23 protein-coding genes are annotated in these 19,007 nt (G+C 68.6%); 8 read left to right on the top strand and 15 right to left on the bottom strand.

The genetic code is table 11. From position 1 onward, the window contains the following. Positions 1–134 precede the first annotated feature (134 nt). Together AB0I94_RS14360 and AB0I94_RS14355 are read right to left on the bottom strand one after the other, a co-directional pair. Positions 135–800 (bottom strand): histidine phosphatase family protein, encoded by a 666-nt coding sequence (locus tag AB0I94_RS14360; protein WP_363309837.1) that lies wholly within the window; start codon positions 798–800, stop codon positions 135–137. Between the two features lie 278 nt (positions 801–1,078). Then, positions 1,079–2,215, bottom strand: coding sequence for a PQQ-dependent sugar dehydrogenase (locus AB0I94_RS14355; RefSeq protein WP_363309836.1), 1,137 nt, complete (start codon positions 2,213–2,215; stop codon positions 1,079–1,081). A gap of 389 nt (positions 2,216–2,604) precedes the next feature. Between AB0I94_RS14355 and AB0I94_RS14350 the strand changes: the two genes are divergently transcribed. Continuing rightward, positions 2,605–3,921 (top strand): phosphatase PAP2 family protein, encoded by a 1,317-nt coding sequence (locus AB0I94_RS14350; RefSeq protein ID WP_363309835.1) that lies wholly within the window; start codon positions 2,605–2,607, stop codon positions 3,919–3,921. Between the two features lie 61 nt (positions 3,922–3,982). Here AB0I94_RS14350 and AB0I94_RS14345 read toward each other — a convergent pair whose 3' ends face one another. Together AB0I94_RS14345 and AB0I94_RS14340 are read right to left on the bottom strand one after the other, a co-directional pair. Beyond that, a complete protein-coding gene (locus tag AB0I94_RS14345) occupies positions 3,983–4,492 on the bottom strand; it encodes a DinB family protein (RefSeq protein WP_363309834.1) in 510 nt (169 codons plus the stop codon). A 4-nt stretch (positions 4,493–4,496) separates the two neighbouring features. Continuing rightward, positions 4,497–5,159 (bottom strand): class I SAM-dependent methyltransferase, encoded by a 663-nt coding sequence (locus tag AB0I94_RS14340; RefSeq protein WP_363309900.1) that lies wholly within the window; start codon positions 5,157–5,159, stop codon positions 4,497–4,499. A 167-nt stretch (positions 5,160–5,326) separates the two neighbouring features. Between AB0I94_RS14340 and AB0I94_RS14335 the strand changes: the two genes are divergently transcribed. Then, the gene (locus AB0I94_RS14335) at positions 5,327–5,923 is read left to right on the top strand and encodes an XRE family transcriptional regulator (protein ID WP_363309833.1); all 597 of its coding nucleotides are present in this window, start codon (positions 5,327–5,329) and stop codon (positions 5,921–5,923) included. 95 nt (positions 5,924–6,018) lie between these two features. Here the strand turns inward: AB0I94_RS14335 and AB0I94_RS14330 are convergent, their stop codons facing one another. Further along, positions 6,019–7,080, bottom strand: coding sequence for a Ku protein (locus AB0I94_RS14330; protein WP_363309832.1), 1,062 nt, complete (start codon positions 7,078–7,080; stop codon positions 6,019–6,021). Positions 7,081–7,243: 163 nt separating this feature from the next. Between AB0I94_RS14330 and AB0I94_RS14325 the strand changes: the two genes are divergently transcribed. Beyond that, positions 7,244–8,086 (top strand): restriction endonuclease, encoded by an 843-nt coding sequence (locus AB0I94_RS14325; protein WP_363309831.1) that lies wholly within the window; start codon positions 7,244–7,246, stop codon positions 8,084–8,086. Positions 8,087–8,126: 40 nt separating this feature from the next. Here the strand turns inward: AB0I94_RS14325 and AB0I94_RS14320 are convergent, their stop codons facing one another. From AB0I94_RS14320 to AB0I94_RS14310, 3 genes are all read right to left on the bottom strand, one after another. Further along, positions 8,127–8,390: a GlsB/YeaQ/YmgE family stress response membrane protein gene (locus AB0I94_RS14320; RefSeq protein ID WP_363309830.1), complete on the bottom strand. Its 264-nt coding sequence runs from the start codon at positions 8,388–8,390 to the stop codon at positions 8,127–8,129. 80 nt (positions 8,391–8,470) lie between these two features. Further along, positions 8,471–9,730, bottom strand: a complete 1,260-nt coding sequence (locus tag AB0I94_RS14315) for a cation:proton antiporter (RefSeq protein ID WP_363309829.1) — start codon at positions 9,728–9,730, stop codon at positions 8,471–8,473. Between the two features lie 84 nt (positions 9,731–9,814). Next, positions 9,815–10,414 (bottom strand): flavodoxin family protein, encoded by a 600-nt coding sequence (locus tag AB0I94_RS14310; protein ID WP_363309828.1) that lies wholly within the window; start codon positions 10,412–10,414, stop codon positions 9,815–9,817. A gap of 252 nt (positions 10,415–10,666) precedes the next feature. Between AB0I94_RS14310 and AB0I94_RS14305 the strand changes: the two genes are divergently transcribed. Beyond that, positions 10,667–10,795, top strand: a complete 129-nt coding sequence (locus AB0I94_RS14305) for an LPFR motif small protein (protein WP_272902850.1) — start codon at positions 10,667–10,669, stop codon at positions 10,793–10,795. A 13-nt stretch (positions 10,796–10,808) separates the two neighbouring features. Here the strand turns inward: AB0I94_RS14305 and AB0I94_RS14300 are convergent, their stop codons facing one another. Both AB0I94_RS14300 and AB0I94_RS14295 read right to left on the bottom strand, forming a co-directional pair. After that, positions 10,809–12,041: an aromatic acid exporter family protein gene (locus AB0I94_RS14300; RefSeq protein ID WP_363309827.1), complete on the bottom strand. Its 1,233-nt coding sequence runs from the start codon at positions 12,039–12,041 to the stop codon at positions 10,809–10,811. A gap of 121 nt (positions 12,042–12,162) precedes the next feature. Then, entirely contained in the window at positions 12,163–12,318 is a 156-nt protein-coding gene (locus AB0I94_RS14295) for a DUF6131 family protein (RefSeq protein ID WP_363309826.1), read from the bottom strand. A 294-nt stretch (positions 12,319–12,612) separates the two neighbouring features. Between AB0I94_RS14295 and AB0I94_RS14290 the strand changes: the two genes are divergently transcribed. The 3 genes from AB0I94_RS14290 (at position 12,613) to AB0I94_RS14280 (ending at position 15,177) form a co-directional block, all read left to right on the top strand. Then, complete coding sequence (locus tag AB0I94_RS14290) at positions 12,613–13,266, top strand: YceI family protein (RefSeq protein WP_363309825.1); 654 nt, start codon at positions 12,613–12,615, stop codon at positions 13,264–13,266. Positions 13,267–13,363: 97 nt separating this feature from the next. Next, complete coding sequence (locus AB0I94_RS14285; RefSeq protein ID WP_363309824.1) at positions 13,364–14,020, top strand: maleylpyruvate isomerase N-terminal domain-containing protein; 657 nt, start codon at positions 13,364–13,366, stop codon at positions 14,018–14,020. A 446-nt stretch (positions 14,021–14,466) separates the two neighbouring features. Continuing rightward, on the top strand, positions 14,467–15,177 hold the full coding sequence (locus AB0I94_RS14280) for a hypothetical protein (protein WP_363309823.1): 711 nt from the start codon (positions 14,467–14,469) through the stop codon (positions 15,175–15,177). 76 nt (positions 15,178–15,253) lie between these two features. Here AB0I94_RS14280 and AB0I94_RS14275 read toward each other — a convergent pair whose 3' ends face one another. Next, entirely contained in the window at positions 15,254–15,736 is a 483-nt protein-coding gene (locus tag AB0I94_RS14275) for a hypothetical protein (protein WP_363309822.1), read from the bottom strand. A 212-nt stretch (positions 15,737–15,948) separates the two neighbouring features. On the opposite strand from AB0I94_RS14275, the gene AB0I94_RS14270 reads away from it, so the two are divergent. Continuing rightward, positions 15,949–16,566, top strand: coding sequence for a GNAT family N-acetyltransferase (locus AB0I94_RS14270; RefSeq protein WP_363309821.1), 618 nt, complete (start codon positions 15,949–15,951; stop codon positions 16,564–16,566). Between the two features lie 74 nt (positions 16,567–16,640). On the opposite strand, the gene AB0I94_RS14265 is transcribed toward AB0I94_RS14270, so the two are convergent. The 4 genes from AB0I94_RS14265 to AB0I94_RS14250 all read right to left on the bottom strand — a co-directional run bounded on the left by AB0I94_RS14265 (position 16,641) and on the right by AB0I94_RS14250 (position 18,916). Further along, positions 16,641–17,210: a DUF664 domain-containing protein gene (locus tag AB0I94_RS14265; RefSeq protein WP_363309820.1), complete on the bottom strand. Its 570-nt coding sequence runs from the start codon at positions 17,208–17,210 to the stop codon at positions 16,641–16,643. A 98-nt stretch (positions 17,211–17,308) separates the two neighbouring features. After that, positions 17,309–17,695, bottom strand: coding sequence for a VOC family protein (locus tag AB0I94_RS14260; RefSeq protein WP_363309819.1), 387 nt, complete (start codon positions 17,693–17,695; stop codon positions 17,309–17,311). Then, complete coding sequence (locus AB0I94_RS14255; RefSeq protein WP_363309818.1) at positions 17,692–17,985, bottom strand: metalloregulator ArsR/SmtB family transcription factor; 294 nt, start codon at positions 17,983–17,985, stop codon at positions 17,692–17,694. The genes AB0I94_RS14260 and AB0I94_RS14255 overlap by 4 nt, the downstream gene beginning before the upstream one ends. 97 nt (positions 17,986–18,082) lie before the next feature. Beyond that, positions 18,083–18,916, bottom strand: coding sequence for an IclR family transcriptional regulator (locus tag AB0I94_RS14250; protein ID WP_363309817.1), 834 nt, complete (start codon positions 18,914–18,916; stop codon positions 18,083–18,085). Positions 18,917–19,007: the final 91 nt, after the last annotated feature.

Genomic DNA, 19,007 nt, shown 5'->3' with positions numbered 1-19,007 from the left:
ACCCCCAGCGTCCCCGCGGAACGTCTGCGGCCACCGTACGGTCACTCGCACCCACCGCACCCACCGCGCCTGCCGAGCAGCCACAGGGCTGCTGCCCGGCGGCCGGTGAGGTCGTGGCCCGGCCTTCGGGTTTCTCAGGCCACCGGCACGGGGGCCTCTCCCGCCGGACCGCTGTCCTCGGGCGACTCCCCTTCCGGTCCCAGCGGGCGCCCTTCCCACACCAGGGCCCGCCAGCCCTCCTCGGGTGAGCCGTCGAGGATCACGACGCCCGTGTTGCCCAGTGGGTGACTCGCCGCGTACTCCACGTCGACGTTGACCGCCCGGGCTGCCACCCACATACGGATCACGGCACCGTGACTGACCAACGCCACCGTCTCGGCTCCCGTCGCCGCCGCCTCCGCGACGACGGCGTCGAACCGCCCCAGAGCCTCCCGGCCGTTCTCACCACCGGGGATCCGGCGCTCGGTGTCGCCCCCGGACCAGGCGAACGCGGTGGCCATGTAGACGGCGGCGGCCTCGTGGTCGCCCCGCATCTCCAGGTCCCCGGCGGACAGCTCCCGGATGCCGTCCCGGATCCGCGCCTCGAGACCCGTCGCGGCGGCGAGCGGCGCGGCGGTCAACTGGGTGCGGAGCAGCGTGGACACGTACAGGGCTTCGATCTTCTCCGCCGCCAGCGCTTCCGGCAGCGCAGCCGCCTGGTCCTGTCCCAGCGGCGTCAGCGCCGGGCCCGGTACCCCGGTGTCCAGGAGGTGCTTGAGGTTGGACGGGGTCTGACCATGACGTATGAGCAGCAGGCGCATGCGGGGACAACCTTCCCTGGACGGCGACGGAACAAGCTCTTCCACTCTGCCACCAGAATCCGGCGCACCGGCACGCGCGCAGCCGGACGCGCCCACGCGGCCCATGGGGTGCCCGGACAGCTCCGGCACCCCACACCCGTCCGGGCGGACTCGTCCACATCCGCCCGGACAGCCACAGCCACAGCCACCTCACCGACCGCGAGGGCCACGCTTCGATAACAAGGCCCGTACCCAAGAGCAGAACCAGGACCAAGACCAAGACAAGACCAAGCCAGGATCTAGCCGCGAGCGATGCGATAGACGCTTCCGCCGACGTCGAGCACGTACAGCTCGCGATTGCCGCCTTGTACGAACGAGACGACCTCCCCGGCGCTGACTCCGAGGTCGCTCACGCCGGTCACCTCGCCGTTCTCCATCCGCAGGGAGCGGATGGTGCCGTCGCAGTAGTCGCTGAACACGTACTGGCCCTTGAGTTCCGGGATCGCCTTGCCTCGGTAGACGTATCCGCCGGTCACTGAGCAGCCGAGGCCGGTGCGGTCGTACTCGTGGACCGGCGGCACGTGGTTCGCGGGCTCGGTGCCGCCCCGGAAGGGGTGGTTCCCCTCCATCTGGGACCAGCCGTAGTTCTCGCCTCCCTCGCTGTTCGCCGGGGCCCAGTCGATCTCCTCCCAGGCGCTCTGGCCGACGTCACCGATCAGCAGGTCGCCCGTGCCCGCGTCGAAGGAGAACCGCCATGGGTTGCGCAGCCCGTACGCCCAGATCTCGTCCTTCGCCTCAGGGTCGTCGACGAACGGGTTGTCCCGCGGGATCGCGTAAGGCTTGGCGCCTCTCGGGTCGATCCGCAGCAGTTTGCCGAGCAGTGTGTCGAGGTTCTGGCCGTTGCCGTGCGGATCGCCGCCCGCGCCGCCGTCGCCGAACGCGATGTAGAGGTAGCCGTCGGGGCCGATCTTGATGTCGCCGCCGTTGTGGTTCGGGTAGGGCTGAGTCTGCGTGAGGACGGTACGTCGGGTGTCGGGCCGGATCTTGCCGTGCCGCACGGCGAACTCGTCCACGGTGCTTGTGCCTTCGAGATCCGTGAACGAGATGTAGAAGTGCGCGAACTTCTTGTCGAACGCGATGCCCAGCAGACCACGTTCGCCGTCGGTGGTCGTCTCTTTGGATATGTCCAGGACGGGCTTCCCGAGCCCTTTGCGGTCCAAGACCCGTACGGTGCCCGCGCGTTCGGCCAACCAGACCGTGCCGCCGGGGCCTGCGGTGCCGGCGGTCGGGTTGGTGGCCGTGGTCACCTTCGTCAGTGCGACAGCCGGGGCCCGCGGTGGGGCGGTGGGCTCGTCGGCGGACGCGTTGGCCAAGGCGAGGGAGGCGACGAGGCAGAGGGCGCCGATGATCGCCGAGCTTCTGGTGCGAACTTTCACCGTGATCCTCCTGGAGGCGGCGAAGGGGAAGGTCACCCGGCTGCTGAGGGCAGATTTCGGTGGGTGTTCGCCCGCGCCAGCACGCAACCTGGGTGGGGGGCGGTGTGCTACTGGCACGCATGAGGATACTGGTACAGCGACTGCTGGTATAGACCAAGAAGTAGCCTTCTGGGAGCGGTCGTTGAAGAGGGGCGAAAACGCCTGTCCCGTCTTCCGCACCGCTCGGCTAACATGATCGAACCCACGACGAGTGCCTTGATCGCCCACACTTCGCCAGAAAACAGCTTAATCCGGCACAAGAAGTGAGCTATTACCCACAACTAACAAAACGGCCAAAACAATTGATATCTAGAGAATCAAAAACCTCTTCGACCATTAACTACAGAACAGTGCTCGCGGCCTGGCGTCGGCCACGGGCCCTGCTGTGGACCGCGGCGACTGTGGTGGCCCTCGGGTTCCTCGTCGCGCTGGAGATCGCCGCACGCCACTACGGCGTGGCGGGGCCGATCACCAACCAGGCGCGTGAGGTGATCTTCGCCCCCAAGTCGGGGCCACTGCTGTACGCGGGCATGGCGTTGATGATGGTGGTGTTCACCTGGCGGCAACGGTTCATCGCGCTGTGTGTCGCGGTCGGCATCGACCTCGTCTTCTTCCTGGTGCGGTGGTCTTTCGACGCGAAGATGATGTTCGGCAACGGCGCGTTGTGGGTGATCCTGGGCTGTGCGGTCATCGCGATCACGCGCCGTACCGGCCAGGAACGAGTCCTGCTGCTGAAGGGCGTCGGGCTGAGTCTGCTGCTCGTGGCCGGCCGCAAGACGGGCGACACCTGGCTGCTCATCACGTCGAAGACCCGCCCGGCGGTGCTCGACCAGTACGTGGCCACCGCCGACCACGCCCTGGGCAACCCCTCGTGGCTGGTGGGCCGGATGGTCTCGGCCACCGGACCTGTCGGCGCCCACGTCCTCGACTACGTCTACATCCAGCTCGCGGTGGCCGCCGTCATCGTCGCGCTGTACCAGTTGCGCAACGTGTCGGTCGAGCGCCGCTTCCCGGCCCACCATCTGGTGCGTACGTTCCTGGTCATCGGCCTGCTGGGACCGGCCATCTACATGATCTTCCCGGTGGTCGGACCGATCTTCACCTACGGCGACGGCGCCTTCGGCACCGGGGGCACGCAATGGGCCCTGGCCGACCTGTGGCCGCACACGACTCCGCCGATCGCCACCCCGGAGTTGATGCCGTTCGACGAGATCACTCCGCGCAACTGCATGCCCAGTCTGCACACGGCGTGGGCCACCACGATCTTCATCCACTCCCGCAAGGGCCCACGAGTTCTGCGGTACGCGGGCGTCTTCTGGCTGATAGCCACGCTCGGCGCGACGCTGGGATTCGGCTACCACTACGGCGTGGACATCATCGCCGGTGTGGTGTTCGCGTTCACGATAGACGCGGCGCTGCGCTCGCTCGCCCGCGGCTGGGACCGGGCGGGAATCCAGCTGGTCGCTTACGGCACAACGGTGTTCGCACTGCTCCTGGTCTCTTATCGCTTTCTGCCGATGCACATGGCCAGACACCCGTGGATATTCGGCCCGCTTCTCGTCCTGGCGATGATCTCGGTGGTCCAGGGCTATGTACGGACCACGAAATTGTGGGAACCGAAAGCCGTGCCCGCACAGCAACCGGAACCCCAGCCCGAACCTGCCTGAGTCACGTCGCGCGCGTTTCGTTCGCCGCGCCGTGGGCCCCGCGCCCGCGGCCGGGCGGGGGTCAGCGGCCGGCGGAGCCGTCGATCTGCTCGCGAAGGATGTCGGCGTGACCGGCGTGCCGACCGGTCTCTTCGATCATGTGCACCAGGACCCACCGCATCGACGGCGCCGCCCCTCGGCGCGGGGCTCGCGGGGCGGGCAGCGCCAGGTCCGGGCAGGCGTCGATGACCTGGTTCGCCCGTGCGACCGTCGCCCGGTAGTCGGCGAGCACGCCGTCGACGGAGTCCTCCGCGGACGGCCGCATGGTCGCGGGCCAGTCGCCGGGGTCCTCACCGAGGAAGTAGAAACGTTCGACACACGCCAAATGCTTGACCAGCCCCAGAAGGCTGGTGCCCGATGGCACTCCTTCCGACCGCACCCGCGGCTCCGGCACGCCCACGACCTTGTCCGCGACCGAGTTCCGCAGGTAGTCGAGGAAGCCCCGCAGGGTGTCCTTCTCATCGGCGCCGGTGCGCGGGGGCCCGGTGTCCTTCGTATGCGCCCGGGATCGCTGCGCAGGGTTTGCGGACATCGCGTCACTCCGTTCCGACGCGCTGTACGAGCAGGACGTTGTCGGTGACGGTGGCACTCTCACCGGCGGGCCCGGTGGCCCGGCGCCGGGGCATGTCGGCGCGCAGGACGGACCAGTGTTCCGGGTCGAGATCGAGTTCGGCGGCGATCTCGGTGGGTGTGGGGTAGTGGATGCCGGGGTCCTGGTTCCATGACCAGGGCGCGGTGGAGCCGTGGTCGACGATCAGCAGGTGCCCGCCGGGCCGCAGAGCCCTCGCGGCAGAGCGCAGGACGCGGGCGCGGGGCAACGGGAGCGGAGTGTGGAAGTACTGGGCGGAGACGAGATCGAACCGCCCGGCCGGGAAGCTGTCGGCCAGGTCGTGCCGCTCAGCGGTGACCCGGTCCGCGATGCCGAGCTCTCGGGCGCGTTCCCGCACACGTTCGACGGCGGTGGCGGAGATGTCCACCGCCGTGACCCGCCAGCCTTGCCGGGCGAGCCAGATGGCGTCGCCGCCCGCGCCGCAGCCCAGATCCAGGGCGGCTCCGGGGTCCAGTGACGAGACGGTCTCGGCGAGCAGCGGGTTGACGCGTGCGGCCCCTGGACGCCGCGAACGGTAGTGCCGCTCCCAGAACGATGCGGCGTTCTCGTCCGCCGCACCCCGGTCGCCCGCGGCGGCCGTTTCCTCCATGGCTCGTCGGCTGTGGGTAGAATCCATCTCGGTACTCCTTCGTCGGCCGGCGTGCCGAGCGCGCTGCGATGCTGCGACGCGCACCTTCGACGCCGGTGATGTAGCCACAGCATCGGTACCGTGGTGCCGGCCTTGCAAGAAAAGTTGCGGATCCGCATTATCGACGGATGGACACCACGGACGGAGCGAACAGCTCCGCGGCAGACGTCTTGGCCGGGGTCGGGCCGCGGCTGCGCGCCCTGCGCCAGGCGCGGGGAGCCACGCTGGCGGCGCTGGCGGACGAGACCGGCCTCACGGCGAGCACCCTGTCCCGCCTGGAGAACGGCAGGCTCCGCCCCACCCTGGAGCAGCTGCTGCCCCTGGCACGGGCGCACGGCGTCCCGCTCGATGACCTTGTCGCGGCTCCGCCCACCGGTGATCCTCGCGTCCATCTGCGGCCGGTGCGGCGGTCCGGGCTCGTGATGGTGCCGCTGACCAGGCGGGCCGGGGGCATCCAGGCGTACAAGGTGATCTATCCGCCCGCGGGCCGAGCGCCCACCTTGAGCCTCCAGACCCACGAGGGGTACGAGTGGTTCTACGTCCTGGGCGGACACGTCAGGTTCGTGCTCGGCGAGCAGGAGTTCCAGCTCGGCGAGGGTGAGGCCGCGGAGTTCGACACCCGCGTGCCGCACTGGATCGGCAGCGCCGACAGCCGGCCCGCGGAGCTGCTCGCCCTGTTCGGTCCGCAGGGAGAACGCGCACATCTGGCGCCGTCCGGCCACTGACCGGCCCAGCACCAACCGGCCCAGCCTCACGGGCCGCAGGACGACTCAGGACCGACGGACGGCTCGGGGTCGACGGACGGCTCGGGACCCACGCCTCAGGCGGTGCGCCTCGGCTTTCTCTCGGCCGCCTTCTGGGGGGAGGCCTTCTTGGCGGTCGCCTTCTTGGCGGTCGCTTTGGTTCCGGTCGTCTTCTTGCCCGCGGTCTTCTTCTCCGCCGAGGTCTTGGCCGCGGAGCTCTTTCCCGCCGAACTCTTCCCCGCTGAAGTCTTGGCCGCCGAGCTCTTGGCCGTCGTCTTCTTCGCGGCCTTCTTGGCGGCAGCCGTCTTCTTCTTGGGCATCTCGTGGACAGTGGCGTCCTTGCCGGTCTCGCCTCGGGACGACTGAGCCTTCTGCACCGACTCCTGCAGCGCGGCCATCAGGTCGAGAACCTGCCCGGCAGGCGCTTCCTCCTCGGCCGGTCTGGGCGGTTTCTTCCCGTCGGCCTTCGCCTGGATGACCTGCTCCAGGGCTTCGGTATAGCGGTCGGTGGCCCAGTCCTGGCCGGCGATGCCGTCCGTGGTCATGGAGTCGATGAGGAGGATCGCCCGGTCGACCTCGTCGTCGTCGAGGTCCATCGCCTTGGGAGCCAGTTCCTGGGGGTCCCGGACCTCGTCGTCCCACTTCATGGCGTGCAGCAGGATCACGTCGTCCTGCACGCGCAACAGGCCGAGTCGCTCACGCCCGTGCCACGCGAACTTGGCGACGGCGGCCTTGCTGTTCCGCTCCAAGGCCTTGCGCAGGAGCGTGTAGGGCTTGTTCGCGACCTGTCCGTCGGCCTGCAGGTAATACCCCTCGCCGATCCTGATCGGATCGATCGATTCGTAGGGCACGAAACCAGCGATCTCGATGGCCTTCGCGGTCGGGAGCGGCATCTCGTCGAGCTCGTCGTCGGTGACCTCGACGATCGTGTCCTTGCTGACCTCGAACCCCTTGCCGATCTCGGCGTTCGTGAGCTGCTTGCCGTCGAGATCACAGATCTTCCGCGTTCGGACCCGGCCCATGTCCTCCAGGTGGTACTGGTGGAAGGTGATGCTGTGGTTCTCGGTGGCGGGCAGAACCTTGATCGGGATCGTGACCAGGCCGAACGAGATCGCGCCTGACCAGACAGGTCGGGGCATGCGGTACCTCCGTGACAGCCCCGAGAACACCAGCCTAGGAGTGACTCCTGCGGGCGGCACGTGGAGCGCACCCACAGGCATCGCGTCAATAAATCTTGAGGTCGTTGATCTTGGGCACCCGAAGACAAGTGATCTTCGTTGTCGTCCTCCGTGAGGGAGAGCAATGACCGTACCCTCGCGCCCGCTTCGACGTGTCGACCGTGAGCGGCGCTTCGATCTGCGGGCGACCGCCCTGTTTTTCGCCCTGCTCGCGATCATCCTGTGCGTCCTGGTGTTCCTGGCCCGCACCGCGGCAGACATCGTCGAGCGCCGTCCCCTGTGGGCCGGCTCGGTCGTCGTGGTCGGCGTCGCGGCCGCCCACCTGTGCCGGTCCAGATGGCGCCGCTTCTCCGCCGCGAGATACGCGCGCCGCGCCGCCGAGGCGCTCGAGGAGGCGGCCGAGAGGGCCTCCGAAAGCCTCGACGCCACGGCCGCGGACGACGGGGCGCCGTCCGACACGGTGCCGACGGGTTCTCCCGGACGGGAGATTCCTCTCGTCGTGGCACAACCGGAGCCCGAGGCGCGGGTGCCGGCCGGGGAAGAGGCCACTGTCGTCCTCGATGCTCCGGACGACTACACGGAGCTCGATCCCGACGGCTTCGAGCACGCCATAGCCGACCTGTGCGCCCGTGACGACTGCCGCGAGGTGGAAGTGGTCGGCGGCGCCCGCGACTTGGGCGCGGATGTCCTGGCGATCTCCCCTGACGGGCTCCGCGTCGTCATCCAGTGCAAGCGTTACGGCGAGGACAACAAGGTCGGCTCGCAGGACCTGCAGCGCTTCGGCGGAACGTGTTTCACCGTCCACGAAGCCGACGTGGCGGCGCTCGTCACGACGAGCGACTTCACCGCTCCCGCCCTGGAGTACGCGCAGCAGTGCGACATCGTGTGCGTGAACGGCGAAGGCCTGCGGGCCTGGTTCGACGGCACCGGCCCCAGCCCCTGGGAGGGGCCGGGCGCCGAGGTGTGACCGGACCGGGAGAAGCCCGCCGACCCGCGTCGGGTCGGTGTCAGCGGCGCAGCTTCACCTTGCTCAGCGCGGCAACGCCCAGCGCCGCGAGACCGATCTGGATGAGCCATTCGACCCAGTCCACGCCGTCGGTGTTCGCCACGTCGAGACCCGCCGCGATGGCGGTACCGATCAACGCCGCCACGATACCGACGACAAGCGTCCACAGAATGCCGATGCGCTGCCGTCCTGGGACGACGAGGCGCCCCAGTATCCCGATGACGATTCCGATCACCACAGCGCTGATGAGGCCCGAAATCTCCATGATCTCCCCTTTGTTGGCGTCCTGTCACCAACCGAGTGCCCGTGGGCCGGACGGATAGACACCGCTCCCCCGTCGCCGTCTCACCGCCCCTGGTAGTCGATGTTGTCCAGGCGTCTGAGCACGGGCGAGGCCGCGGCGCCGTGCAGTATCACCGACAGCAGGACGGTGAACGTCACCACCGCCCACAACTCCTCCTGGAACGCCTGGAGATCCCCCTCCCCCAGGGCGTACGCGAGATAGAAGACGGACCCGATACCCCGGATGCCGAAGAAGGAGGTCACCGCCCGTTCTTTGGGCGTCGTCCGTCCTCGCAGCTGGGCGATCCAGCCGGTGAGGGGGCGGATCACGAGCAGCACCGAGGCGGCCGTCACCGCGCTGCCCCAGGAGAGCGCGGAAAGCCCGCCGCAGGCGATGAACCCTCCGATGAGGAGCAGCACACCGGCCGTGAGGAGCCTCTCCACCTGCTCCATGAAGGCGTGCATCACCCGCTGGTAGCCGTGGGCGCGTTCGGAGGCCCGGATCGCGCAGGCCGTCGTGAACACCGCGAGGAAGCCGTAGCCGTGCAGCACTTCCGTGAGGCCGTACGAGATGAAGGTCGCCGCCAGCGCGACGAATCCCTCCCGGTGCTCGGACAGCCGCAGGGCTTCCCAGCCCGCCCGGAAGAACATCCAGCCGAGCAGTCGGCCGACCAGCAGGCCCACCACCACACCGACCGTGACGCGTACGATCACGTCGCTCCACAGCCAGTGGCCCACCCAATCGCCGGACCAGCCCGTCTCCGAGGCGGCGAACATCGCGAGGGCGGCTATGACCAGCGGGAAGGCCAGGCCGTCGTTGAGGCCCGCTTCCCCGGTGAGGGCGAAGCGCACCTCGTCCTCGTCGTTCTCGGCGTCGGTGGGCTCGCCGACCCGTACCTCCGCCGCGAGCACGGGGTCGGTGGGGGCGAGCACGGCGCCCAGGAGCAGGGCGACGGCCGGCGGCCAGCCCACGAGGCCCCAGGCGACGAGGGCGGTGGCCACGACGGTCAGGGGCATCGTGATGCCCAGGAGTCGCCATGCGGTGGCCCAGGACCGTCGGCCGAGCGGCCGGTTGATCGCAAGACCCGCGCCCATCAGCGCCACGATGACGCACACCTCGGTGAGGTGCTCCAACAAGGCCCGGTGCTCGTACGGGTCGAGCTCGGGCAGCCCGGTGGGCAGGAGATAGACGAGGAAACCGACGACGAGGAAGATCATCGGCATCGACATGGGCTGTCGAGCCACCACTCGCGGCAGCACCGCGGCGAGCAGTGCGCCGATCCCCATGCAGGCGTATCCGACGTCGGCAGCGTTCACGTCCATTTACCGGCGCCCGCCTTCATGGTCATCCTGTCCTTCCGACGCCTCTTCGTTTCGGTCGGGCCGAATCTGCCCGGTGAAGGGGTGTCAGGGCGCCGGATAGGGCTTTTCGGCGAGCAGCTCGGCCAGGTGGAAGGCGTTGGCGGCGAGGGAGCGGGTGGCGGAGGCGACGGACTCGGGGGTCTCGTCCAGATCCTGGTAGTCGGTGCCCTGCATCGCCTCGCCCACCCAGTAGGTGACGGCTTGGGGTGCCAGCGAGAAGCCGAGGTCGTTGAAGCCCTGGAAGACGTCCGCGCTCACCTTGTGGGCACCGTCCTCGTTGCCGACCACGGCCACCGCCGCGACCTTCCCGTACATCAGGGGCCGACCGGTGTCGTCGGTCTCCGACATGTCCGCGTTCAGACGCTCGAGGACGCGCTGACAGAGACTCGACGGGTGGCCGAGCCAGATCGGCGTGGCCAGCAGCACGATGTCGGCCTCCAGCACCTTCTCGCGCAGGGCCGGCCAGGCGTCGCCGTTGCCCAGGTCGGCCGCGATACCGGGGTGGATGTCGTGGTCGGCCACCCGGACCGTCTCGACCTCGACCCCCAGCTTCTCGAACTCGGCCATCACCTGATCGGACAGTGTGTGACTGCTGGATGCGGTGGGTGAGGAATTCAGCGTGCATACCAGGGACAGCGCGCGCATGCGGAGCTCCATTCGTCAGCGACAGCGGATGTATCCATGGAGGCGTTCCCGGTTGGATCAGCCCTAATCAAGCAGGCTTTGGAGAGCGGAGTGGGCGCGGGATGAAGCCCCCGTTTTAGCGGCCCACGTTTTCGCCGTCATTCGCGGGGCAGCCGGTAGTGAACAAGCCGTACGGCAGATAACGAACTCGCGGCAAGCAGGACGCGCACGCAAGCAAGACGAGCGAGTAAAGACGTTCTTTGGAGGTCCCTCATGCTGAAGGCCATTGCAGATGTACTCCGAGCCATCGGTGGAGCCATTGCCACGGTGGTCACCCTTCCCTTCCGCGCCCTCGCGCGGCTCTTCGGCGGCGCTTCCTCCAGCGCCCACGGACACCACTGACCGCAGAGCATTGTCACGCCTCTTGATCGACATACCGTTGGAGCACGTCGCAGGCGTACCGGAATTCCTCCATGAGTCTGCCGGACTCCACGACAAGCACCCCGTACGGACGAGCCGGGTCGGCCAGCGGAAGGCCGGCCCGGCTCGCTCCGTCGGTCACGTTCCGGCAGTATTCCTGGGCCTCGTCGGCCAGCCGGTCCAGCTGCCGGGACTGCTCCGCGAGGGTGTCCTCGTCCAGTCGGCCGAGCACCTCGCCGATCTTCGCGAGGGCTTCGAGGAAGTCTGCGTAGTCGTCGAGAAAGGCGCGGTCGTCGTGTCGGCTCTCTCCGCCTTCCCGGCCCCCGCCGTCTTCCTCCTGCCACTGATGCAGGCCGCGCGTCAGTGACGCCACCTGGTACAGGGAGCGTTCGAGGGCTCCCAGCACTGCTCCGTACCCCTCGAACGAAGTCCGCCCCCGGTACCTGCGCAGCAGTCGCCGAGGGTTGAAGTAGAGGCTCTCCTCAGCCGTACGGAAGCCTTCCCGCGCCTGCGTGATCTGGTTTCCGGCCTGCTCGGCCCGTTGACGCCACTGTCTGCAGCGCTCCTCGTCCACGTCGTCCTCGCGCAGCGCGGGGTAGATGTCGTTCACCAGCTCGCTCAGGGCGGTGGACAGCGAGCGGATCCCCTGCTCGGCGCTGCGGTAACGCATCGGCGGGGCCACGGTGGTGTTGACGATGACGCCGATGCCGCAGCCGATGAGGACCAGCAGGATGATCTCTCCGAGCTGGGTGATCTTCTGGGTGTCGGACGTGGCGGCGGCGTAGGTGGAGAAGGCGAAGAAGGCCCCGGTGGCCACCTGTGTGCCTTGCACCCCGAGCGCGGGCCAGCGTCCGATGGACAGGCCCACCAGGGCGACCAGGACGAACGTCAGCAGGTCGGGGCCGCCCAGGAAGCCCAGCACCGCCACCATGGCCACGCCGACGGTCACCGCGCCGAGGTAACGCAGCGACTGCAGCAGCGACTGGTACACCGTCACCTGCATGATCAGCACCGCGGAGAACGGCGCGAATGCCGGTGACGGCGCATCGAGCACGTAGTAGGAAACCACCCAGGCCAGGGTCGCGGCCAGCGTGCTCTTCAGGACGAGGAACAGAGTGCGGCGCTCATAGCCCGGTGTGTCCCAGGCCCGCCGCCACCATTGGCGCACATGGTCGAGTCTCCCCTGGGCAGCGGAGTGCGTCCGCTGCCCTGCGCCCATGTCGGCCATGCACCGACTCCATTCCGTCCAGCAGGTTGATCGAGTTCAGCCTGCTACCCGGAGGAGCCGTCCGCATGCCCGCGCTTCGGGCCCGAAGGACCCGCGGGGCGCATCGGGAAAGCCGACCCGCCTACCAATAATGCTTTCGCCCGCCCACCGCATGACCGACAGATCCGAGAATCCACAGGATCACACCGATGATGACGAGAATGACACCGATGGTCCACAGGATGGAGATGCCTGCCACGAGACCGATGATGAGCAGGATGATTCCGAGTGCGATCATTTGCGCCTCCCACCCTCAGAATTATTTCAAGTATGCACCTGCCGAATGCAGATGACACTTCGGCCGACCCCAGCGAACGGACGACCCATCCATGCCCGGCACGCCATTGACGCGCCGATGTGACGGTGTGTGATGCAAGGCGACGCAATCGTGCATCCACATTCGTGTCGATCTTGTGTTTCTTTGCGTACCCGTGGCGTCGAACCCGGACGAGACGTCCCATCTTGCTGAGTGGCGTTCGTCATCGGCGTGATAGCACGGAGTGATCAAATCCGAAGGAGACGACGCGACATCATGGGTATCTTCAGCCGTCGCCAGACCCCGACCCTCGAGCCGATGCCGGCCGTCGGCCCCCACACGCAGTTCTCGGCAACCTCCGGTGCCACACTCGACCCGGCGCTTCGAGCGCTGACCGGGGAGTGGACCATCGACCGCCCGCACAGCCGCATCGGATTCTCCGTGCGGCACGCGATGGTCACGACGGTGCGAGGTGCCTTCGGTGACTACGACAGCACGCTGTACTTCGACGGTGCCAGGCCCTCCGCATCGCGGGCCGAGATCGTCATCCGGGTCGACAGTGTCGACACGGGCGTGGAACAGCGGGACGCGCACCTCGTCGGGCGCGACTTCTTCGACGCGCGGCGTCACCCGGAGATGTCGTTCCGCAGCACCTCCACGGTCCATGAGGGCGGGGAGACCTTCCGTATGGCCGGGGAGCTGACCATCCGAGGAGTCGCCCGGCCCGTCGAGCTGCAGCTCGACTACCTCGGTTCGGTCGTGGACCCCTTCGGATTCGAGCGGGCCGGCTTCGACGGCACCACCACCATCGACCGCACCGACTGGGGCCTCGTCTACAACCAGCGTCTGGAGACGGGCGGCGCCATGGTGAGCGAGAAGGTCCGGCTGCAGTTCGACATCTCCGCGATCCGGGCCACCCCGCTGGAATAGCACTCCGCCGCGAGGGGTGGGCGAGGGCGGGCCTCCCTGACAGGGGACCGCGATCGCGGCCTTGTCCCCCTTCGCGGCACCGCACTAGTTTGGCGCCGTGGATCTTTTCTCACGCTCGTGGACGGCATTGCGCACGGCGGTCGCCGAACTTCCCGACGACGCCTTCGCGCAGCCGTCCGGCTGTACGGGCTGGCTCGTGCGGGACCTGGTGTGCCATCTGATCGTCGACGCCCAGGACGTCCTGATCACCCTCGTGACCCCCGCCGAGGCGGAGCCGACCCGCGACGCGTTGACCTACTGGGACGTCTCCGCGACACCGCCGACCGGCGAGGACCCGCTCGACGCGCTGACCGTCCGGCTGGCCGCCGCGTACCAGGAGCCCCGGTTGCTCAAGTTCCACCTCGATGACGTGGGTTCGGCCGCCGGCCGCGCCGCCGGGCTCGCCGACCTCGACGCCCGCGTGAGCACCCGCGACGAGGTCCTCACCACGGGCGACTACCTCACCACGTACGTCATGGAGTGGACCCTGCACCACCTCGACCTCATCGCCCACCTCCCGGACGTGGCCGGGCCGCCCGCGGAAGGGCTGGCCAGGAGCCGCGAGATGCTGGAGCAGCTCGTCGGCACCGCCCTCCCCCCGTCCTTCTCCGACACGGACGCGCTCCTTGTCGGCACGGGGCGGCGCGCCGCGTCCGAGGCGGAGAAGTCCGAACTGGGCGACTTGGCAAAGAAACTCCCGCTCGTCCTCGGCTGATCGCCGCCCTGACGGACCTTGCCTGGCCCTGACAGCCACCTCCGTCAGCGACAGCGGATCGGTCGGCGATTCCAGCTGGACGCGTACGTACCGGCCCGTCGCCCCTCGCAGGTCGATCCGTGTGGGGCGCTGGGCCCGGTCCTCCCGGTGGACGGCCACCACGCCGGGCATGGAGCGGCGCGTCCTCCAGGGAGTCGCCGGAGAACGGCGTCTTCGAGACGAGGACCCAGTAGTCGGCGAGCCGCTCCGTGGGGCATCGGCGTGACGTCACCACCTCCGACGGGTCGGCTTGTGGCCGATACCGGTTTCTGCGGGCAGCGGCTCAACTGCCTTCCGCCCCTTGAGGGTTCGGGCTGAGCCATGCTAGAAACCGCTTACTCTCTGTCTTTCACCCAGGGTCACACAGAGCCACGCGAGCCCCTCCCCCCACTCGCAAGGAGCCCCTCATGCGCAAGCGAACCGGCACGCTCACGGCCGCCGCGTCCTGCCTGGTCCTGCTCACCGCCGCACCCGCCGACGCCTCCGTCATCTGGGACGGCGACGCCTCCGGTGGGACCGGCGTGTTCTCCTCGACGCTGTGCGACTCGCCCGGCAGCGTCTCCGCGCAGGACAACAACGACGGCCGCGGCCAAGTCTTCAAGTTCAACAAGCCGATCGGCCTTGAGCGTTGTGAGGCGCACGGGATCACCGTCGGCGGCTCGCGCTACACCTTCGAGAACGACTCGACGTACTGGATCGGCTGGGACACCTCCACCAACACCCCGGACGCGGGCACGATCTTCCAGTGGAAGTCGTACGGCACCAACGATCAGCACCGGCAGAACTACCCGGTGTTGATGAAGGTCGAGGGCGGCGCTCTCAAGCTGTTCCACATCGAGGTGGGCGAGAAGTGGACCCTGAAGTGGTCCACGCCCGTCACCACCAGCACGTACAAGCGCGTCGTGCTCGGCATCCACACCTCCTCCGATGCCTCCGCCGGGTGGGTGTCCGCCTTCTACAACGGCACCAAGGTCGCCGAGTTCTCCGGCCGGACCTGGGACGATCTGGGCAATGACACCCGCTTCGGTTCGTACGGCTCCGAGGTCGAGGACAAGCGCGTCATCAACTGGATCGACGGGCTCAAGGTCGGCACGACGTACGGAGACGTGGACAACTGACGGCGGCGCCGACCGGCTGCCGGCTTCCGCGTGGGCCTGTGCACGCTTGCGCCCGCCCGTGCCCGCGCCCCGTCCGTCAGTCGGCCAACGGCGTTCCGCAGCGGGCGCAGTAGCGGGCGTCGCGTTCGGCGGCGAGCCGGCCGCACTCGGGGCAGACGCGGCCGAGCAGGCAGACCGGCTCGCCCGCGTCGGAGCCGGTGCCCGGATCGGCGCCGAGGGCCGGACGTCGACGATGGGCGGTGGTGTAGACGAGCCCGTCCTCCCCCGCGGTGACGCAACGGGCGAGACGCGCGGGAAGCCAGGCCAGGGTGCCCGGCGCGAGCCGCCAGGAGTCGTCAGGGGTGCGAAGTTCGCCTGTGCCGGTCAGCACGCCGAGCAGGACCCCGAACTCCTCCGTGTGATCGCCGATGCTCGCGCCCGGGGCCAGGCGGACGACGTCGGCGTCCAGATCCCTCGTACGGTCACCGAGCGCCCACAAGACGCTGATCTGCCCTCGCCCGGGGGCCCCGGTCTGTTCCGGGCCGACGAACACCGCGGCGGCGGGGGCGGGCGTGCTCATGCGAACTCCAGTCAGCGAAGGCGGACGTACATCGGACGTACAGCTCTCGTACGAGTCGGCCGCGGCACCGGCACCGGCGGGATTCGGACCCGCGGACGAGAAAGGGCAAGGCCCGCCCGGCACCCGTCAGAGGATAAGTTCAGCGCCCGGCGGGGCGCGAGTTCATTGTCGCCGGGGCCCCGGTCCGGCCGCCGAAGATCATCGGGGGCAGAATGACCCGCATGTCGACAACGAATACTCCCAGGACGGCCACGATCGACGACGCTTCGCAGCTCGGCCGGACGCTGGCCCGTGCTTTCGACGACGACCCGATGATGCGCTGGTTCTTCCCCGACGACGCCACGCGCGACGCGGGGCTCGGACGCTACTTCTCCACGCTCTTCACCCGGCAGTACGTCCACCACGGTGTCTGCGAGCACACCCCGGCGGCAGCCGCCTACTGGGTGCCGCCGGGCGCGCAGGACAAGGCTGTTCCCGACGCGGAGACCATCCAGGAGCTCGTGGAGATTCTCGGCGACCGGGCCGCGCTGTTCCAGGAAGCCGCGGCGGCCGCCGCCGAGCACGGCCCCAAGGAGCAGCACTGGTACCTGGCCGTGGTCGGCGCGGACCCGGCCTACCAGGGCCAGGGCCACGGAGCCGCCCTCCTCCGCTCGGGACTCGCCAAGGCCGACGCCGACGGCCTGCCCGCCTACCTGGAATCGTCCAAGCCCTCGAACCTCCCGGTCTACGAGCACTTCGGCTTCACGGTGCTCGGCGAAGTGCAACTGCCGGGCGGCGGGCCGACCTTGTGGTCGATGCGCCGCGAGCCTCGCCTCCCGGCCGGCGCCTGAGTCAGCCGCCCGCGCACATCAGGAGCGTGCGCGCATCAGGAGATGTTCGCGGCGGAACCGTTCGCCCTCGCCCGTCACTGACCCACCCTGCCGTCGATGCACTCGCGCAACAGGTCGGCCTGCCCGCAGTGACGGGCGTACTCCTCGATCCTGTGCACCATCAGCTCGCGCACGGCGAAGCCGTCCTTCCCCAACCGCTCCCCCAGGTCGGGGTGTTCGGCCAGTTCGGCGTCGAGCGCCGCCTGTTCGCGCGCCAGATCGGCGTAGGCGCCATCGACCACGGCCTGCTCGCCGACAGCTCCGTGGAAGTCCGCGTCGCGCGCGCCGTACAGCTTCGGCAGCGGCTCGCCGTCCCTGATCCAGTTGCGCCAGTCCCGCTCCACTTCGGCGAGGTGCCGCAGCAGGCCGAGCAGCGACAGGGTCGACGGCGGAACCGAGCGACGGGCCAGTTGCTCCGCGTCCAGGCCCTCGCACTTCATCTTCAGGGTCATGCGGTAGCTCGTCAGGAAGTCCTGCAGTGTCGCCAGTTCACCGTCCGGACTGACTCCGTCGCTGTTGCGGGGGTCGTCGTCCGGGTCCGCCCACATGTCGGGGTAGGTGGTTGCCTGGCTCCAGCGTTCGGGTTGGTCGCTCATGCGGGACATGGTGGTCCGTGAGGTCCCGGCGCGCCACCGACTTACTCGCTGTGCTCGATCGACCTGCCTGCCGTGCGCGACGGACCTACTCGCTGTGCTCGACCGGCCTACTTGCTGTGCTCGATCTGAATCAGGTTGCCGCAGGTGTCGTCGAACACCGCGGTGGTCACCGGGCCCATCTCCAGCGGCTCCTGGGTGAAGTTCACCCCGAGCTCACGCAGCCGGTCGAACTCGGCGGCCACGTCGTCCACGGCGAAGGATGTCGCCGGGATGCCGTCCTCGACCAGTGCCGTCTTGTACGGCTGTACCGCGGGATGGCCGGAGGGCTCAAGGAGCAGTTGGGTGCCGTCCGGGTCTTCCGGTGAGACCACGGTCAGCCACCGGTCCTCGCCGACGGGGACGTCGTGCTTCGTCACGAAGCCGAGCACGTCGGTGTAGAAGCGTGCGGCCTTCTCTTGGTCATCGACGAAAACGCTGGTCAGGTGGATTCTCATGGCGTGCGCTCCTCTGTTTTTGGCCTGAGCCATCGGGTCACGATGTGCTCGAGCGGTTCGGTGTTCAGGTCGTGGAACTTGTAGCGGCCCTCGCGTCGCGTGTGGACCAGGCCTGCGGTTTCCAGGGTGGCCAGATGCTGGCTGACCGCCTGTCGGGACAGCCCGAGACCGTGCTTGTTCAGCAGCCTGGCGCATATCTCGAACAGGGTCTGGCCGTTGCGTTCCACCAGCTCATCAAGGATGCGCCGACGGGTGGGGTCGGCCAGCGCCTTGAACACATCCTCCGACATGACCACCACCATAGGCAAGTGGCGACTTGCCTATCAAGTCGCAGGACCACCGCCACCCGCGCACCTAGGGGAATTGACCGGCCGCGCCCAAGCCCTGTCAGCGCCAGTCCGGAGCGCCCGAGACAGGGGCCGGCAGGCTTTCGATCTTCGTCCGGATCTCCCGCATGACGGACACGACGCGGCTCTCGTGATCGTCGGTGAGCCGGGCGACGGGCACCGAGCAACTGATGGCGTCCACGGCCGGGACGTCGTACCGCAGAGCGAAGCCGAAGCCCGCGATGCCGGTCACGGTCTCCTCGCGGTCGATGGCGTAACCGCGCTCACGCACCCGCTCCAGGTCCACGAGCAGGGCGGCGCGGTCGGTGTGCGCGGCCGGGGTGTAAGCAGCCAACGGGCCCTCGGGGAGCGGTAGTTCGCCGCCAAGGCGCTCTGCGAGCAACGCCTTACCCAGGGCTCCGGCGTGCGCGGGGACGCGGCGGCCGACCCGGCTGATGGTGCGCAGGTATTCGTGCGACTCACGGGTCGCGAGGTACACGACATGCGAGCCGTCGAGCCGCGCCAGGTGGATCGTCTCGCCCAGGGCGTCCGACGCCTCGTCCAGATAGGGGCGAATGGCGCACACCCTCGCGTCACCGTCCAGATAACTCGTACCGGTAAGCAGGGTGCGGATGCCGATGCCGTAGAGGGACCCGGTGGTGTCCGTGCGCACCCATCCGCAGTCGACGAGGGTCCGCAGCAGTTGGTACATGCTGCTGCGCGGCACGCCCAACTCCTCGGCGAGTTCGTCCAGGCGGGCGGGGCGATCGGCGCGCTGAGCGAGCAGTTCGAGGAGTGCGACGGTGCGCAGCGCCGACTTCACCCCGCGGACACCCGCGGCCGCCCCGGGGACCGCCCCGGGGACCGCTCCGGGGTCCGTTCCGCTCTGCGACATGCACCCATCGTAGATCCGCGGCGCTTGCCCATTGACCCCGATCGTTCATGACTCTAGCCTCCATTCTCATACGTGGACGCCATCTGCATAT

The sequence above is a fragment of the Streptomyces sp. NPDC050147 genome (assembly GCF_040660195.1).
Lineage (GTDB): Bacteria > Actinomycetota > Actinomycetes > Streptomycetales > Streptomycetaceae > Streptomyces.
The sequence above is the reverse complement of the archived record's forward strand: the minus strand, read 5'-3'. Positions and strand labels throughout refer to the sequence as shown.

Bases quoted from the DNA above. Each gene is read 5' to 3' on its own strand.
- AB0I94_RS14360 (WP_363309837.1), bottom strand. From the start codon at position 800: ATGCGCCTGCTGCTCATACGTCATGGTCAGACCCCGTCCAACCTCAAG.
- AB0I94_RS14345 (WP_363309834.1), bottom strand. From the start codon at position 4,492: ATGTCCGCAAACCCTGCGCAGCGATCCCGGGCGCATACGAAGGACACC.
- AB0I94_RS14340 (WP_363309900.1), bottom strand. From the start codon at position 5,159: ATGGAGGAAACGGCCGCCGCGGGCGACCGGGGTGCGGCGGACGAGAAC.
- AB0I94_RS14335 (WP_363309833.1), top strand. From the start codon at position 5,327: ATGGACACCACGGACGGAGCGAACAGCTCCGCGGCAGACGTCTTGGCC.
- AB0I94_RS14330 (WP_363309832.1), bottom strand. From the start codon at position 7,080: ATGCCCCGACCTGTCTGGTCAGGCGCGATCTCGTTCGGCCTGGTCACG.
- AB0I94_RS14325 (WP_363309831.1), top strand. From the start codon at position 7,244: ATGACCGTACCCTCGCGCCCGCTTCGACGTGTCGACCGTGAGCGGCGC.
- AB0I94_RS14320 (WP_363309830.1), bottom strand. From the start codon at position 8,390: ATGGAGATTTCGGGCCTCATCAGCGCTGTGGTGATCGGAATCGTCATC.
- AB0I94_RS14315 (WP_363309829.1), bottom strand. From the start codon at position 9,730: ATGGACGTGAACGCTGCCGACGTCGGATACGCCTGCATGGGGATCGGC.
- AB0I94_RS14310 (WP_363309828.1), bottom strand. From the start codon at position 10,414: ATGCGCGCGCTGTCCCTGGTATGCACGCTGAATTCCTCACCCACCGCA.
- AB0I94_RS14305 (WP_272902850.1), top strand. From the start codon at position 10,667: ATGCTGAAGGCCATTGCAGATGTACTCCGAGCCATCGGTGGAGCCATT.
- AB0I94_RS14300 (WP_363309827.1), bottom strand. From the start codon at position 12,041: ATGGCCGACATGGGCGCAGGGCAGCGGACGCACTCCGCTGCCCAGGGG.
- AB0I94_RS14295 (WP_363309826.1), bottom strand. From the start codon at position 12,318: ATGATCGCACTCGGAATCATCCTGCTCATCATCGGTCTCGTGGCAGGC.
- AB0I94_RS14290 (WP_363309825.1), top strand. From the start codon at position 12,613: ATGGGTATCTTCAGCCGTCGCCAGACCCCGACCCTCGAGCCGATGCCG.
- AB0I94_RS14280 (WP_363309823.1), top strand. From the start codon at position 14,467: ATGCGCAAGCGAACCGGCACGCTCACGGCCGCCGCGTCCTGCCTGGTC.
- AB0I94_RS14275 (WP_363309822.1), bottom strand. From the start codon at position 15,736: ATGAGCACGCCCGCCCCCGCCGCCGCGGTGTTCGTCGGCCCGGAACAG.
- AB0I94_RS14270 (WP_363309821.1), top strand. From the start codon at position 15,949: ATGACCCGCATGTCGACAACGAATACTCCCAGGACGGCCACGATCGAC.
- AB0I94_RS14265 (WP_363309820.1), bottom strand. From the start codon at position 17,210: ATGTCCCGCATGAGCGACCAACCCGAACGCTGGAGCCAGGCAACCACC.
- AB0I94_RS14260 (WP_363309819.1), bottom strand. From the start codon at position 17,695: ATGAGAATCCACCTGACCAGCGTTTTCGTCGATGACCAAGAGAAGGCC.
- AB0I94_RS14255 (WP_363309818.1), bottom strand. From the start codon at position 17,985: ATGTCGGAGGATGTGTTCAAGGCGCTGGCCGACCCCACCCGTCGGCGC.
- AB0I94_RS14250 (WP_363309817.1), bottom strand. From the start codon at position 18,916: ATGTCGCAGAGCGGAACGGACCCCGGAGCGGTCCCCGGGGCGGTCCCC.